The sequence below is a fragment of the Ferrovibrio terrae genome (genome assembly GCF_943371255.1).
Classification (GTDB): Bacteria; Pseudomonadota; Alphaproteobacteria; order Ferrovibrionales; family Ferrovibrionaceae; genus Ferrovibrio; species Ferrovibrio terrae_B.
Genome location: NZ_CALRUC010000111.1, coordinates 1 through 15,124, shown reverse-complemented (window position 1 = coordinate 15,124; position 15,124 = coordinate 1). Strand labels below are relative to the sequence as shown.

Genomic DNA, 15,124 nt, shown 5'->3' with positions numbered 1-15,124 from the left:
ACATCGGGGCGCGAATCCCTATGCTGCGCCGCCAATCCCAGCCGCACGCATTTTTGGAACCGAGTCATGGCAAAGCCGACTACCCTCAAGATCAAGCTTCTGAGCACCGCCGATACCGGCTTCTTCTACGTGACCAAGAAGAACCCGCGTACCAAGACCGAGAAGCTGTCGTTCAAGAAGTACGACCCGGTGGCCCGCAAGCATGTCGAATTCAAGGAAACCAAGATCAAGTAAGGTTTCCCGCGCCGGCGTGTCACACCGCCAGGCTGCCTGAACTCAAAAGCCCCGCCTTCCGGCGGGGCTTTTCGTTTTGGGTCTCGGCGCAGGATCAGGAGGCCGTCCGGTAGATGATCCGGTTGCGACCGCCATTCTTGGCCTCATACAGCGCATCGTCGGCGCGCTTGAGCAGGCTGTCGGCGCTGTCCCCGGCCTGAGACGAGGTGCAGCCGATCGAGCAGGTCACCGTCAGGTCGCCGGCACGTGTAGCCACCGGCTTGCCACCGATCGCCTGCAGCAGGCGGCTAGCCACCACCTCCGACGACTCCAGATCGGTATCGGGCATCAGCACGACGAATTCCTCGCCGCCATAACGGCAGGCCATGTCGATGCCGCGGATGTTGCGCACGATGCGGTTGCCGATCTCGCGCAGCACTTCATCGCCCACCGGATGGCCGTGGGTGTCGTTCACTTTCTTGAAGTAGTCGAGATCGAGGATCGCCACGGCCGTGCCATGCTGGCTCGCGCTCTGCGCCAGCAGGGTGGCCAGATGCGAAGCCATGTAGCGGCGATTGTAGAGGCCGGTGAGCGGATCGGTGACCGCCATCTCCATGCTCTGCTGGTAATGCAGGCGCAGGCGGTCCTGATAGCGCTTGCGGCGCACCTGGGCGCGCAGGCGGGCGATGAATTCGTTGCGGTCGATCGGCCGCACCACATAGTCGGTGACGCCGATCTCCAGGCCCTTCACCAGCTGCTTCTGGTCGTCCGGCCCCACCAGCAGCAGGATCGGCACATTGCGGGTTTCCTCGGTGGTGCGGAACTGCGAGCAGAGCCGCAGGCCATCGGGATTCTGCAGGCTGAGGCTGACCACGACGGAATCATATTCGACCTGGCGCGCACGATGCAGCGCATCCAGGCCATCGGCGGTCATTTCGGTGCGGAACTGGCCTTCGATCATGCGCTGCAGGCGCACCTGGTCGCGCGGATTGTCTTCCACCAGCAGGATCTGCGCCATCGCGTAATCCTCATCCAGGCTTGGCACCGGCGGCGAGATCACACCTAGCGAGGCCGAGGTGCGCTCGCGCATGCGCAGCTCATCGAGCATCAGCTTGACGCGCAGCAGCGAACGCACGCGCGCGAACATCGCGATGTCGTCGACCGGCTTGGTGAGGAAATCGTCGGCGCCGGCACTCAGGCCCTGCACGCGGTCTTCCGGATCGCCCAGCGCGGTGACCATGATCACCGGGATATGGGCGGTATCGGGATCGCCCTTCAGCCGCCGGCAGACCTCGAAGCCGTCCATGCCCGGCATCATCACATCGAGCAGGATCAGGTCGGGCTTCAGGCCAGCCGCGGCTTCCAGCGCTTCCGGCCCGCTGCTCGCGGCGATCACTTCGTAATATTCACTGGTCAGCTTGGCTTCCAGCACCTTCACGTTGGTGCGGATGTCGTCGACGACCAGAATGCGCGCGGTCATCGCATCACTCGGGCGCTAAGGCTTAAGCCTTGGGGTCAAGGAATTGCTTCACCGTCTCGATGAACTTGCCCACCGAGATTGGCTTGGCGATATAGGCGTCGCAGCCGCCTTCGCGCATCTTTTCCTCATCGCCCTTCATGGCGAACGCGGTCACGGCGACCACCGGGATGCTGCGCAGGTTGTCGTCTTCCTTGATCCACTTGATCACTTCCAGGCCCGAAACCTCGGGCAGCTGGATGTCCATCAGGATCAGGTCAGGCCGGTGCTTGCGCACCATGGCCAAGGCCTCCATGCCATCCTTGGTCTGCAGGGTCTGGTAGCCATGGGCGTCCAGCAGGTCGTGGAACAACTTCATGTTGAGTTCGTTGTCCTCGACGATCAATACAGTCTTGCTCATCAGGCCCCATCCCCGGATAGTATCTACTGCCGCACGCGCCGTTTTCCCTGCGTATCCAGTATTTTGTAGCACCCCCCACCGGCTGGGCCAAGCCGTTTACCGTGACATTCAGGCGCCAGATGAGCCTCAAATCCCCTGATCCGACTATGCTTCCCGCCCCGGTAGCCGAGCAACTGGCCGCCCTGGCCCTTACGCGAGGCAGGCCGCTGCTGATCGTCGATGCAGACGAGGTGCTGTTCTATTTCATGCGCGGCCTGGAGCGCTTCCTGGACGGCCGCGATCTCTATTTCGACTGGGCCTCCTATGCGTTGCACGGCAACATCCGCCAGCGCGGGGACAATGCCCCGGTTGCGGCGGAAATCCTGCACCCGCTGCTGCAGCGGTTCTTTGCCGAGGCCACGGAGGAACTGGAGCCCGTGGATGGCGCCGCCCAGGCGCTGGCTGCCTTGAGCGAAACAGCCCAAATCGTCGTGCTGAGCAATGTGCCGATGCCGGCGCGCGAGGCCCGCATCCGCGCCCTGGCCCGCCACGGCATGGCCTATCCGCTGATCGCCAATACCGGTCCCAAAGGGCCCGCGGTCGCCACCCTGCTGCGGCAGGTCATGGCACCGGCCGCCTTCGTGGACGATATCCCCCACAATCACACATCCGTGGCCCAGATGGCCCCCGCCACCCATCGCCTGCATTATATCGCCGACCAGCGGCTGGCCGCCCTGCTCGGCCCGGCGCCGGACTGCCATCATCGTGCCGACACCTGGCCGGATCTGCAGACGCATATCCACAGCCTGCTGACGCAAACGTGACCGGCTTCAAGGAGAGCGGCATGCGGATCGGGATCGACCTCGGCGGCACCAAAATCGAGGCCATCGCCCTGGCCGGCGATGGCAGCATCCGGGCCCGCCGTCGCGTGCCGGCGCCGCGCGACGACTATGCGGCCACCGTGACGGCCCTGCGCGATCTGGCACAGGCGGTAGCCAGCGAAGCCGGCGCGACCGGGCCGATCGGCGTCGGCATTCCCGGCACCATCTCGCCGGCCACCGGCCTGATCAAGAATGCCAACTCGGTGTGGTTGATCGGTCATCCGCTCGACCGCGACCTGGCCGAGGCCACCGGCCGCCCGGTGCGCCTGGCCAATGATGCCAACTGCTTTGCCTTGTCGGAAGCCAGCGATGGTGCCGGCGCCGGCCACGGCGTGGTGTTCGGCGTCATTCTCGGCACCGGCTGCGGCTCTGGGATCGTCGTCGATGGCCGCGTGCTGGTCGGCCCCAATGCCATTGCCGGCGAATGGGGGCACAATCCCCTGCCCTGGCCGCAGCCCGATGAACTGCCCGGACCAAAATGCTATTGCGGCAAGCGCGGCTGCCAGGAAACCTTCCTGTCCGGCACCGGTCTGGAGCGTGATTTCCGCGCGCAGACCGGACGCGACATGAAGGCGGCCGCCATCGTCACGGCTGCCGAAGCCGGCGATGTGCAGGCCGAAGCGGCGCTGCAGCGCTACGAGCACCGGCTGGCACGCGGCCTTGCCGCCATCCTCAACGTGGTCGATCCCGATATCGTCGTGCTGGGCGGCGGCCTGTCGAATCTCGACCGGCTGTATCGCAATGTGCCGAAGCTGTGGGGGGCCTTCGTGTTCTCCGACACGGTCAATACGCCGCTGGCGAAGAACCGCCATGGCGACAGTTCCGGCGTGCGCGGCGCCGCCTGGCTGTGGCCGCCGGAATAAAATTCAGCAGGCGTCGCGCGGTTTCAGCTCGAGCAGTTTCAGCGTGGCGCGGATCGCGTAATCGCCGTAATCGAACACGATGTCATCGGCCACGCCGTTCTCGTAGAGGCGATAGGCGATTTCATAATCCGGTGTGTCCTGCGCCTTGTCCGATGTGAAATAGGCCAGCCGGATGCGCCACGACCGCTGGCCTTTCAGCGGCTCCAGCACCGGATTTGTACCGCTTTCAGGCGGCAGCTCGCCGCCGATGAAACCGCCGACTTCGCTGTAAGCGTCCGATGATGCGCCGTCGTAGACACTGGCCTGCAGCCAGTTGCCGCCACTGCGCGCCAGAGCCAGCAGGCGCACCGTATGATCGGTGGGAAACAGCGTCATCGGCGGCAGGGCCAGAGCGGTATCTTCCGGCAGGGTGAAGCGCACGCTGCCACCGCTGCGGCTGTTGACCCGGGCTTCGCCATTCAGTTCCTGCTCAATGTCGCCGTTGACCTCGTCCTTCATCTTGAAACGGAAGCTCTGGCCGTCCAGCGCCTCCCACGAATTCAGCACCATGTTGTTGAGGATGGTGCCGTCATCGGTGGTGGTCTCGATGACAAACCGCTGGTTCAGCACATAGCCGTCGCAGGCATGCACGAATTCCAGACTGAGGCCGCCGGCAATGCCGCTGCGGTAGTTGCGCGGATCGAGGCGGGCGACGGACAGCGTATACAGCGCGCGATGGCTGACCAGGTTGCGGGCAATGGCCTGCATCTCGGCGCTGTCCTGCGCATGGATGGCCGTCGCCGGCACGGCCATGAGGCCAAGCAGGAGGCAAACAACCAGCACCGTGCGATACAGCGCAACTGTCATCGGGTGCAGAACTGCAATCCGGGCCATCATCCTGCGGCCATACCTGTCACACCCTTGGGGTGGGGCGAAAATCGTGCCCCAGAATAGCGTTAGCCGGAATGGAAAGGAACCGGCCGTGCCATATAAGATGGAATCGGCTTCTGCTGGAGGTTTGCATGGCCCGGCCCGTTGTTCTCGTTACCCGCAAACTGCCGCCGGCGGTAGAGGCGCGCGCAACCCGCGATTACGACGCACGGCTTAATCCGGACGACCGGATTTACACGGCAGACGCGTTGCTGGCCGCTGCCGCCGGCGCCGATGCCATGCTGATCTGCACCTCGGAGAAGATCACCGCCGATCTGGTCAGCCGCCTGCCCGCCAGCATCAAGGCGATCTCGACCTTCTCGGTCGGCTACGAGCATATCGACGTCGCCGCCTGCCGGGCGCGGGGCATCGTCGTCGCCAACACACCCGGCGCAATGACCGAGGCGACCGCCAATATCGCCATGCTGCTGATGCTGGGCGCCGCCCGCAGGGGTTATGAAGCGCAGCAGATGGTGCGCCGGGGCGAATGGACGGGCTGGACCTCCACCATGCTGCTGGGCGTCGATTTCAGCGGCAAACGGCTCGGCATCTTCGGCATGGGCCGGATCGGCCAGGCGGTGGCCCAGCGCGCCCGCGGCTTCGGCCTGACCATCCATTACCATAATCGCCGCCGCCTGCCCGCCGGCGAGGAACAGGGCGCGGTGTTCCATGCCAGCCTGGACAGCCTGCTGGCGGTGAGCGACATCCTGTCGATCAATGCGCCTTCCTCGCCGGAGACCCGCCATATCCTGAATACCGCCGCCATCGCCCGGCTGCCCGATGGCGCCATCGTGGTGAACACGGCGCGCGGCGACATGATTGAGGATGCCACCCTGATTGCCGCGCTGACCACCGGCAAACTGCGGGCGGCCGGACTGGATGTGTTTGCCGGCGAGCCGAACCTCAACCCGGCCTACCTCGCCCTGCCGAATACCTATCTGCTGCCGCATCTGGGCAGCGCCACCATCGAAACCCGCGACCGCATGGGCTTCATGGCGCTGGACAACATCGATGCCGTGCTGGCCGGCCGACCGGCGCCGTATCCGCTCTAGGACCCGGCGCCACGATTCGGCCATCCTGGTAACCCTGTGGACCCCGGGAGACCGGCAAATTCTGCCTCAGGCCTCTCGGAAATATTGTTAGTTTTCCGCAATTTCCGCTCTGGCATATGCCTTGCTTTGTTAAAAGCGAGGAATGATTGCCATGATGCCCGCAAACGATTCACAGCTGCCCACCTGGACCCTCGCCACCACCGGCGAGACCAGCGCACCCACGTCTGCCGGCTTTGCCAGCCTGGTGCTGCGGCTGCGGCTGGCGCTGCGCCGCGATCCCGACCCGATCAAGCGGAACCTGGTGGAACAGATCCTGACAGCGGCGGCCGAAAGCGAGCAGCAGCTGATCGACCAGGCCGGCCGCATCGCCGAGCTGGAGGCCCTGTCCACCACCGACGAGCTGACCGGCCTGCCCAACCGCCGTGCCTTCGAGAGCTTCATGGCCAACGACCTGGCCCGCGCACGCCGCGATGGCCATGGTGGGACGCTGGCCTTCCTCGACCTCGACCGGTTCAAGGCCATCAACGACCGCTACGGCCATGCCGCCGGCGACGCCGTGCTGTGCCAGATTGCCCTGCGCCTGGGCCCGATTGCGCGCGCCACCGACTGCCTCGCCCGCCTGCATGGCGACGAATTCGTGCTGGCGATGCCCGGCGCCACCCGCGACCAGGCGGAAACCCGCCTGACCGAACTGGCGGTGCGCATCGAACGCCAGCCGCTGCGCTTTGGTGACAGCCTGATCCCGGTGGGCATCAGCTATGGTCTGGCCGGTTACGACGGCCAGGCCGATCTGCAGGGCCTGCTGCGCGAGGGCGACCGCGCCATGTATGTCCGCAAGCAGGATCGCCGCGGCAGCTGACGGCCACTCGCCCGCCCCCACCCAACAGACCGCCGCGCGTTGCCATCCGCGCGCCATCCGGGCTAGACAGTATCATCCATACTGCCCATCCCCAGGATAGCGCCCAAGGACTGCAACCATGAGCCATGACGCCCGCCTCGCCGCCCTCAAGATCGAGCTGCCCGCCCCCGCCGCGCCGGCCGCCAATTACGTGCCGACCGTGATCGCCGGCAACCTGCTGTTCGTCGCCGGCCAGATCACCATTTTCAACGGCGAAGTGCGCTATCTCGGCAAGCTCGGCGCCGGCATCGACATCGAGACCGGCAAGCAGGCGGCGCGCCTGTGCGGCCTCAACATCATCTCGCAGGCCCGCAACGCCCTGGGCGGCAGCCTCGACCGCATCAAGCGCTGCGCCAAGGTTGGCGGCTTCGTCAATTGCACGCCCGATTTCATCGATCATCCGCAGGTGATCAACGGCGCCTCCGACCTGATGGTGGATGTGTTCGGCGAGGCCGGCAAGCATGCCCGCTTCGCTGTCGGCGCCGTGTCGCTGCCGCGCGGCGTGGCTGTCGAAGTCGACGCCATTTTCGAGATCGCCTGAGCCGATGAGTGGTCTCGTTGCCGCCCGCCTGCATGCCAGCGGGCTGCACCTGCCACCGCCACCAACGCCCGTGGCCAGCTATGTCGGCTTCGTCACCGTCGGCAAGCTGGTGCATGTCGCCGGCGTCGGTCCCACCTGGGGCCCCGAGATCCGCTATCGCGGCAAGGTCGGCGGCACGCTGAGCTTCGAGGACGGCTATGCTGCCGCAGCCCTTACCGCGCTGAACCTGCTGGCGCATATGGAAGTGGCCTGCGATGGCGACCTTGACCGCATTGCCTGCTGCGTCAAACTGCTGTGCCTGGTCAATGCGGTGCCGGATTTCGTCGATGCGCAGAAGGTCGCCAATGGCGCCACCGACCTGCTCACCGATCTGTTCGGCGTCGAGAACCGCCCGGCCCGCACCACGACGGCGTCGCCTTCGCTTCCCTTCGACATCGCCTTCGAGGCCGATGCCGTCTTTCTGCTGCACTGAGAGTTCCGCATGGCCCGCACCGACATTCCGAAATGGCTGACCAAGACACCGGTGGCGCATCGCGGCCTGCATGACATCGCCAAGGGCGTGCCGGAAAACTCCCTGCTCGCCTTCCGCAAGGCGATGGAAGCCGGCTTTGCCATCGAGACCGATGTGCGCATCACCGGCGACCAGCAGGTCGTGGTGTTCCACGATCCCGACCTCACACGGCTCTGCGGCCGCGAAGGGGTCGTCAGCCGGATGCCGCTGGCCGAGCTGAAGCCGCTCAAGCTGCTCGGCACCGCGGAAACCGTGCCCAGTTTCCGCGACCTGCTCGACCTGGTGCAGGGTGCCGTGCCGCTGGTGGTCGAGATCAAGAAGGACAAGGGCGAGCCGGTCGGCACGCTGGAAACCAGCGTGGCCCGCATGCTGCAGCATTATCCCGGTCCCTTCGTGGTGCAATCGTTCAATCCGCGCACCGTGAAATGGTTCGAGAAGAACGCGCCGCAGATCGTGCGCGGCCAGATCGCGACCGACCTTGTCAATATGACCAAGGGCCTTAGCTGGTTTACCCGGCTGCAGCTGAAACGCGCCCTGATGAACGGTTACGGCAACCCCGATTTCCTCGCCTACGACGTGCGCGACCTGCCGTCGGAAATCACCGCGGCGGCACGGCGGCGCGGCCTGCCGCTGCTGAGCTGGACCGTGCGCACACCGTCGGAACGGGCGCGCGCGGCGGCCCATGCCGACAATGTGATCTTCGAGGATCTGTCGACCCAGGCATGATTGTATTGGCATGACAGGCGGCACCGCCGGGGCAGCAAGCAAAATCACCATCCGTGCGCTGGCACGGATCGCCGAGCTGCCGGCCACGGCCTGGGATGCCTGCGCCGGCGGCGATAATCCTTTCGTCTGCCATGCCTTTCTCGATGCCCTGGAGCAATCGGGCTGCGTCACGCCGCGCACCGGCTGGCAGCCGACCCATCTGGTGGCCGAGGATGACTGCGGCCGCGTGATCGGGGCCATGCCGCTCTACATCAAGGGCCACAGCCAGGGCGAATACATCTTCGATCACGGCTGGGCCGAGGGCTATGCCCGTGCCGGCGGCCAGTATTATCCCAAGCTGCTGGCCGCTGTGCCCTTCTCGCCCGTCACCGGGCCGCGCTTCCTGGTGGCGCCCGGCGAGGATTTCCCCACCGTGGCCGGTGCGCTGCTGCAGGGCGCCCGCGAGATCGTGAAACGCTACGGCCTCTCGTCCTTCCATGTGAATTTCCTCACCGAGGCTGAAGCCGGCTGGGCCGAGGGCAACGGCCTGCTGCTGCGCATCGGCGAGCAGTTCCACTGGCAGAATGACGGCTACAGCGATTTCGATGCCTTCCTGGCGCAGCTTGCCTCGCGCAAGCGCAAGGCGATCCGCAAGGAACGCCGCGATGCCGTCGAGGCCGGGATCGAGATCCAGACGCTGCAGGGTGCCGCCCTGACGGATGAACACTGGGATGCCTTTTTCGACTTCTACATGGATACCGGCAGCCGCAAATGGGGCCGGCCCTATCTGAACCGCGATTTCTTCCGCCGCCTGCAGGCCACCATGGCCGACCGTATCATGCTGGTGATGGCGCAGCGCGCGGGCCGCTGGATCGCCGGAGCCTGGAACATGCTGGGCGGCGACACGCTGTATGGCCGCAACTGGGGCTGCATCGAGTATCACCCCTGCCTGCATTTCGAATGCTGCTATTACCAGGCCATCGACTATGCCATCCGGCATGGCCTGGGCCGCGTCGAGGCCGGCGCCCAGGGCGAGCACAAGCTGGCGCGCGGCTACCTGCCCGTGCCGATCCATTCGGTGCACTGGATGGCCGAGCCGGCCTTCCAGACTGCCGTGGCCCGCTTCCTCAAGGAGGAACGGGCCTATATGACCGGCATGATCGCCGCCATGGACCAGCACTCACCCTTTCGTCAGGTGACGGCGCCCGAGGAAAGCGAATAGTCTGTCTGCCAGACCCGGGATAACATCGGGGTACAGGCAGGGAGGACGATGACATGGCGGGCATACCGCATGACGGCGGCTGCATATTCTGCAAGATCGTGAAGGGCGAGGCGCCAAGCTTCAAACTTTATGAAGACGACCTCACCTTCGCCATCATGGATATCAATCCCTTCAACCACGGCCATGCGCTGGTGCTGAGCAAGGGCCATTTCCCCAACCTGTTCGAGGCGAGCGATGACAGCATCGCCGCTGTCGCCCGCACCGCCAAGAAGATCGCGGTGGCCGTCGCCGATGCCGTGACCAATGACGGCATCAATATCGTGCAGGCCAACGGGCCGGGCGCGGCGCAGTCGGTGCAGCATTATCACGTGCATGTGCTGCCGCGCCGGCTGGGCGACAATGCCAAGCTGAACTGGAGCCTGTCGCCGGGCGACCACGAAGCCATCGCGAAACTGGCTGCCGATATCAAGGCAAGACTGTAAGCTCTGACCATGCGAGTCAGATCGTGAAGTCCTGGCATCTGTTGTTGCCGCTCCTGCTGCTGGCCGGCGCCCTGCTGCTGGCCAGTGCGCCGGCCACGGCCGAGGATTATGCCGCGCAATGCCAGGAGCAGGCACAGCGCGGTCTGACCAAGGCCTGCGAGAAGGCGATTGCCGCCAATCCCAAGGAACCCGAACTGCATGCCCTGCTCGGCCATGCGCATTTCGCCAGCGGCGCCTATGCCGAGGGGCTGCAGGCCCTGCGGGCCGCCATCGCCGCCTCGGGCGGTGCCGCCGCCTATCGCTATCGCTTTGCCGGTTTTGCCGCGCTGATCAACGAATACGCCCAGGCGGCAGACGAGCTGGAACTGGCCGTCATCGCCGCACCCAATGACGTGAAGATCTGGACCCTGCTGGCCGACTGCTACCGCTACATGAAGAATGCCGAGCAGGCCCTGCGCGCCGGCCGGCAGGCCGCCGAACTGGGCGATGCCGCCGAGGCCTATATCCTGGCCTCGCGCTACAACAGCGGCGATGGTGTCGTGGTCGACCCCAAGGAAGAACTGCGCTGGCTGGAGCGCTCGGCCAGGGCCGGCTATGTCGCCGCCATGCTGGACCTGGCGCAGCTCTATGCCGATGGCCGCCCCGGCATTCCCGCCGATCCGGCGAAGCGCAAATACTGGAAAGACAAGGTGCGCAGCAAACTCAACTAGCGGCGTTCAGCGCAGCTTGGGGTTCAGCGCGTCGCGCAGCCAGTCGCCCAGCACATTCACCGCCAGAACCAGCAGCACCAGCGTCATCGCCGGAAAGAAGGTGATCCACCATTCGCCGCTGAACAGGAAGCTCTGGCCGACGCGGATCAGCGTACCCAGTGAGGGCTGCGTCGGCGGCACGCCGACACCGAGGAAGCTGAGCGTTGCCTCCGACAGCACCGCAAGCGCCAGGCCGACGGTCGCCAGCACCAGCACCGGGCCCAGCGTGTTGGGCAGCACATGGCGCAGCACGATCACCCATGAGGGCTGGCCGATCACCCGGGCGGCCGAGACATAATCCTTGTGGCGCTCCACCAGCGCCGCCGAGCGGGCGACGCGGGCAAATTGCGGCCAGTCGGCGATGCCGATGGCGAAGATCAGGACGAAAATCGCGATCTCGTTATGCAGCTCGCGCGGCAGTGCCGTGCGGGTGACGCCGTCGATGGTCAGCGCGATGAGGATGCTGGGGATGGTCAGCTGCACATCGGCGGTACGCATGACGGCAACATCCAGCCAGCCGCCGCGATAACCGCAGAGCACGCCGATCAGGGTGCCGAATACGGCGGCGAAGGCAATTGCGGCAAAGCCGACCAGCAGCGAGATGCGGCTGCCATACAGGATGGTGGACAGCAGGTCGCGGCCCTGATCGTCGGTGCCGAGCAGATAGGGCATCTTGCCCTCATCGGTCCAGGCCGGCGCGGTGAAGGCGTCCATCAGTTTCAGGGCGCCCGGATCGAAGGGATTGAATGGCGCCACCAGCGGGGCAAACACCGCGGCCATGATGATGACCACGGCCACCACGGCGGCGATTACCACCGATGGCGAGCTGCGGAAGCTGAAGGCCAGGTCGCTGTCATACCAGCGCCGCAGCAGGGCGAGGGGCGTATTCATGAGGGGGGCGCTCATGTTGCCTTCCCCGCCGCCTTGGCACGATCCACCCGCAGGCGCGGATCAATCACGAAATAGGCCAGATCGACCATCAGGTTGAGCACCACGAACATGGCACCGACCAGCACCAGATAGGCCGCCATCACCGGGATATCGGCGAAGCCGACCGCCTGGATGAACAAAAGCCCCATGCCCGGCCACTGGAAGACAGTCTCGGTGACGATGGAAAAGGCGATCAGGCCGCCGATCTGCAGCCCGACGATGGTGACCACCGGCATCATGGTGTTTTTCAGCGCATGGCGGAAATGCACGACGCGGTTACTCAGGCCGCGGGCCCGGGCGAATTTGATATAGTCGGTGCGCAGCACTTCCATCATCTCGGTGCGCACCAGGCGCAGCACCAGCGTGAGCTGGTAGAGGCTGAGCGTGATTGCCGGCATGACGATGGCGGCCCAGCCCGATTTGGTGAGGAAGCCGGTGGTCCACCAGCCGAGCGACACCACCTGCCCGCGCCCGAAGCTGGGCAGCAGGTCGAACTGCACCGACAGCAGGTAGATCAGGCCGATGCCGATGACGAAGGTGGGCAGCGAAACGCCGACCAGGCTGGTGGTCAGCACCACGCGGCTGAACCAGCTGTCGCGCCGCAGCGCCGTATAGACGCCCAGCGGCAGGCCAACCACCAGCGAGGCCAGCGCCGAGAGGAAAACCAGCTCCAGGGTGGCCGGCAGTCGTTCCTGGATCAGCGCCGCCACCGGGCGCTTCATACGGTAGGACAGGCCGAAATTGCCCTGGATCGCATTGCCAAGGAAACGGGCGAACTGCACCGGCGCTGGGTCGTCGAGGCCCAGCTGGTCGCGCAGCTCCTGACGATCCATCGTCGTGGCTTCCTGCCCGACCATGTTGTTGATCGGGTCGCCGACATAATTGAATAAAAGGAAAGCGACCAGAGCGACAGCCAGCATGACCGCCAGCGCCTGCGCCAGTCGTCCGACAATGTAACCGAGCATGGGGCCTGTACTTGCAATAAGACTCCGCCGCCCCGATGTGACCCGGGGCGGCGGCGCGTGTTACTTCATCTTGGCGAAGTGGAAGCGCGGCACGTTGTCCGCGATGATCGGCATATCCAGCTTGTCGCTCATCGCCCAGTTCAGCACCTGGTGATGCAGCGGCAGGTAGATCACCTCGTCGTTGATGATGTTCCAGGCATCGGCGATCAGCTTGTCACGCTTGCCCTGGTCCAGCTCGCTGAGCATGCCGTTGAACATGGCATCCAGCTTGGGGTTCGAGTAGTTGGTGAAGTTCCAGCTGCCGTTCTTGCCATCCGGGGTCTGCACCAGATACGAGAAGACATAGTGGCTGTCGAAGGTCGGCACGCCCCAGCCGAGCAGGAAGAAGCTGGTATCCTTCTTCTGCAGCTTGGGGAAATGCAGGGTCTTCGACTGCGCCGCCAGATCGACCTTGATGCCGGCCTGGGCCAGCATGCCGACCACGGCCTGGCAGACGCCCTCGTCGTTCACATAGCGGTCGTTCGAGCAGTCGAGCTTGACGCCGAAGCCGTTCGGATAACCCGCATCCTTCAGCAGGGCCTTGGCCTTGTTGACGTCATACGGCAGGCGCTTGTCGATAGCGGTGTTGTAGCCATGCACGCCCGGCGAGGTGATCATGCCAGCCACCACGGCATCGCCGCGCATCACCTTCTGGGCAATCGCCTGCATGTCGATGGCATGGTACATAGCCTGGCGCACGCGCTTGTCGGCGAAGGGATTCTTACCCTTCACATCGGAATACTTCAGCTCCGCACTGCCGACATCGAGACCGAGGAAGATCGAGCGGATCTCGTTGGTCTTCTTCACCTGCAGACCCGGCGAACGCTTGACGCGTTCCACGTCCTGCACCGGCACATCGAGCACGAAATCGAGCTGGCTCGACAGCAGCGCGGCGACGCGGGTGGCCGGCGTGGTGACCGGGGTGTAGACGATCTCGTCGATGTTATGCGGGTTGTCCTTGAGGCCCCACCAGGTCGGATTGCGCACCATCACCGTGCGCACATCCTGCTCGCGCTGCTTCAGCATGAAGGGGCCGGTGCCGTTGGTGTTGCGCACGGCGAAGGTCTCTTCCTTGTCCTTGTAGGACTGCGGATTGACCACGTTGTTCTTTTCCGCCCAGGCCTTGGACAGGATGAAGATATTGGCGATCTGGTTCGGCAGGATCGGATTGGCGCCGTTGGTCTCGACATGCACGGTGTGCGAGTCGATCTTCTTCACCTCCTTCACCGAGGCGATGTAGGTCTTGAAGTCGGACGCCGGATGTTGCGCGCGCTTGACCGAGAAGACCACGTCATCGGCGGTGAAATCGGCGCCGTCATGGAATTTCACGCCCTGGCGCAGCTTGAATTCCCAGGTGGTGTCGTTGACGGCCTTCCACGATGTGGCCAGTGCAGGCACGAATTTCAGGTCGGCGCTGTAGCCCACCAGACCCTCATAGGTCTGGAAGCTGCCGGTGCGGGTCAGGCCCTCGTTCTGGCTATGCGGGTCCATGGTGAGGTAATCGCCCTGGCTAGCCCAGCGCAGCACCTTGCCCTGTGCCAGCGCCGGGGCGGCAGCCAGCGGCAGGGTCAGCGCAAGCGCGCCCGCCAGCAAGGCGGTCTTCAGTCGGAATGCGGCCATCGAAAGCCTCCTGTTTATCGTTTTTTCAATCGGGCACAGACCGTGCCGGTTCGCCGGGATGCGGGCTGGAAATCCAGCCCGCATCCGCATGCGAACACTGTAGTTTTATGGGAATTTTATGTCTACGGACACGCGGCCTGTGACGTAACGTCAAAGACTAATGCGCGTATTCCGGTACCTTGCCGTCCGGGGCCCCGTCGGCGGGGCCGCCCTTGGCGCCCTTTTCAGCGGTGAATTCGAAGGCCAGCTTGTCGTCCTCGACCTTCACAAGCACGTGACCGCCCTTCACCAGCGACCCGAATAGCAGCTCGTCGGCCAGCGGCTTCTTGATGTGCTCCTGGATCACCCGGCCGAGCGGACGGGCGCCATAGAGCTTGTCGTAACCGCGCTCGGCCAGCCAGGCACGGGCCTCGTCGGTCAGGGCGACGGTGACATTGCGGTCGGCCAGCTGGCCTTCCAGCTGGGCGACGAACTTGTCGACCACCTTGTAGATGACATCGGGCGACAGGGACGCAAACGGGATCACCGCATCCAGACGATTGCGGAATTCCGGCGTGAACATCTTCTTGATCGCCTCTTCGTCCTCGCCTTCCTTCATGTCGCGGCCAAAGCCGATGGCATTCTTCGACATTTCAGACGCGCCGGCATTGGTGGTCATGATCAGCACGACGTTGCGGAAATCGACATG

Annotated in this window: 18 protein-coding genes; 11 read left to right on the top strand and 7 right to left on the bottom strand. The window is 64.7% G+C overall.

Annotated features, from left to right (window positions below; genetic code table 11):
• Positions 1-66 precede the first annotated feature (66 nt).
• Positions 67-234, top strand: coding sequence for a 50S ribosomal protein L33 (gene rpmG, locus AAG799_RS18715; RefSeq protein WP_297684618.1), 168 nt, complete (start codon positions 67-69; stop codon positions 232-234).
• A 94-nt stretch (positions 235-328) separates the two neighbouring features.
• Here rpmG and AAG799_RS18710 read toward each other — a convergent pair whose 3' ends face one another.
• Positions 329-1,693: a PleD family two-component system response regulator gene (locus tag AAG799_RS18710; protein ID WP_341898314.1), complete on the bottom strand. Its 1,365-nt coding sequence runs from the start codon at positions 1,691-1,693 to the stop codon at positions 329-331.
• A 22-nt stretch (positions 1,694-1,715) separates the two neighbouring features.
• The gene (locus tag AAG799_RS18705) at positions 1,716-2,090 is read right to left on the bottom strand and encodes a response regulator (RefSeq protein WP_144069616.1); all 375 of its coding nucleotides are present in this window, start codon (positions 2,088-2,090) and stop codon (positions 1,716-1,718) included.
• Between the two features lie 146 nt (positions 2,091-2,236).
• Between AAG799_RS18705 and AAG799_RS18700 the strand changes: the two genes are divergently transcribed.
• Positions 2,237-2,893: a hypothetical protein gene (locus AAG799_RS18700; RefSeq protein ID WP_341898310.1), complete on the top strand. Its 657-nt coding sequence runs from the start codon at positions 2,237-2,239 to the stop codon at positions 2,891-2,893.
• 20 nt (positions 2,894-2,913) lie between these two features.
• The gene (locus tag AAG799_RS18695) at positions 2,914-3,813 is read left to right on the top strand and encodes an ROK family protein (protein ID WP_341898316.1); all 900 of its coding nucleotides are present in this window, start codon (positions 2,914-2,916) and stop codon (positions 3,811-3,813) included.
• 3 nt (positions 3,814-3,816) lie between these two features.
• On the opposite strand, the gene AAG799_RS18690 is transcribed toward AAG799_RS18695, so the two are convergent.
• Positions 3,817-4,659, bottom strand: a complete 843-nt coding sequence (locus AAG799_RS18690; protein ID WP_341898309.1) for a DUF1849 family protein — start codon at positions 4,657-4,659, stop codon at positions 3,817-3,819.
• A 155-nt stretch (positions 4,660-4,814) separates the two neighbouring features.
• On the opposite strand from AAG799_RS18690, the gene AAG799_RS18685 reads away from it, so the two are divergent.
• The 8 genes from AAG799_RS18685 to AAG799_RS18650 all read left to right on the top strand — a co-directional run bounded on the left by AAG799_RS18685 (position 4,815) and on the right by AAG799_RS18650 (position 10,843).
• A complete protein-coding gene (locus tag AAG799_RS18685) occupies positions 4,815-5,774 on the top strand; it encodes a D-glycerate dehydrogenase (RefSeq protein ID WP_341898308.1) in 960 nt (319 codons plus the stop codon).
• A 151-nt stretch (positions 5,775-5,925) separates the two neighbouring features.
• On the top strand, positions 5,926-6,633 hold the full coding sequence (locus AAG799_RS18680) for a GGDEF domain-containing protein (RefSeq protein ID WP_341898307.1): 708 nt from the start codon (positions 5,926-5,928) through the stop codon (positions 6,631-6,633).
• A gap of 118 nt (positions 6,634-6,751) precedes the next feature.
• The gene (locus AAG799_RS18675; RefSeq protein WP_341898306.1) at positions 6,752-7,213 is read left to right on the top strand and encodes a RidA family protein; all 462 of its coding nucleotides are present in this window, start codon (positions 6,752-6,754) and stop codon (positions 7,211-7,213) included.
• 4 nt (positions 7,214-7,217) lie between these two features.
• Positions 7,218-7,685, top strand: a complete 468-nt coding sequence (locus tag AAG799_RS18670) for a RidA family protein (RefSeq protein WP_341898305.1) — start codon at positions 7,218-7,220, stop codon at positions 7,683-7,685.
• A gap of 9 nt (positions 7,686-7,694) precedes the next feature.
• On the top strand, positions 7,695-8,450 hold the full coding sequence (locus AAG799_RS18665; RefSeq protein ID WP_341898304.1) for a glycerophosphodiester phosphodiesterase: 756 nt from the start codon (positions 7,695-7,697) through the stop codon (positions 8,448-8,450).
• Between the two features lie 10 nt (positions 8,451-8,460).
• On the top strand, positions 8,461-9,651 hold the full coding sequence (locus AAG799_RS18660) for a GNAT family N-acetyltransferase (protein WP_341898303.1): 1,191 nt from the start codon (positions 8,461-8,463) through the stop codon (positions 9,649-9,651).
• A gap of 53 nt (positions 9,652-9,704) precedes the next feature.
• Complete coding sequence (locus tag AAG799_RS18655; protein WP_341898302.1) at positions 9,705-10,133, top strand: HIT family protein; 429 nt, start codon at positions 9,705-9,707, stop codon at positions 10,131-10,133.
• A 23-nt stretch (positions 10,134-10,156) separates the two neighbouring features.
• Positions 10,157-10,843 carry a hypothetical protein gene (locus tag AAG799_RS18650; protein ID WP_341898300.1) on the top strand — a complete coding sequence of 229 codons (687 nt, stop codon included), beginning with the start codon at positions 10,157-10,159 and terminating at the stop codon, positions 10,841-10,843.
• A 6-nt stretch (positions 10,844-10,849) separates the two neighbouring features.
• On the opposite strand, the gene AAG799_RS18645 is transcribed toward AAG799_RS18650, so the two are convergent.
• From AAG799_RS18645 to AAG799_RS18630, 4 genes are all read right to left on the bottom strand, one after another.
• Complete coding sequence (locus tag AAG799_RS18645; RefSeq protein WP_341898299.1) at positions 10,850-11,788, bottom strand: ABC transporter permease; 939 nt, start codon at positions 11,786-11,788, stop codon at positions 10,850-10,852.
• Complete coding sequence (locus AAG799_RS18640) at positions 11,785-12,777, bottom strand: ABC transporter permease (protein ID WP_341898297.1); 993 nt, start codon at positions 12,775-12,777, stop codon at positions 11,785-11,787. The genes AAG799_RS18645 and AAG799_RS18640 overlap by 4 nt, the downstream gene beginning before the upstream one ends.
• Positions 12,778-12,837: 60 nt before the next feature.
• Positions 12,838-14,436, bottom strand: a complete 1,599-nt coding sequence (locus tag AAG799_RS18635) for an ABC transporter substrate-binding protein (protein WP_341898296.1) — start codon at positions 14,434-14,436, stop codon at positions 12,838-12,840.
• 157 nt (positions 14,437-14,593) lie between these two features.
• Positions 14,594-15,124: AAA family ATPase (locus AAG799_RS18630; RefSeq protein WP_341898295.1), on the bottom strand; the 531-nt coding region annotated here is incomplete at its 5' end.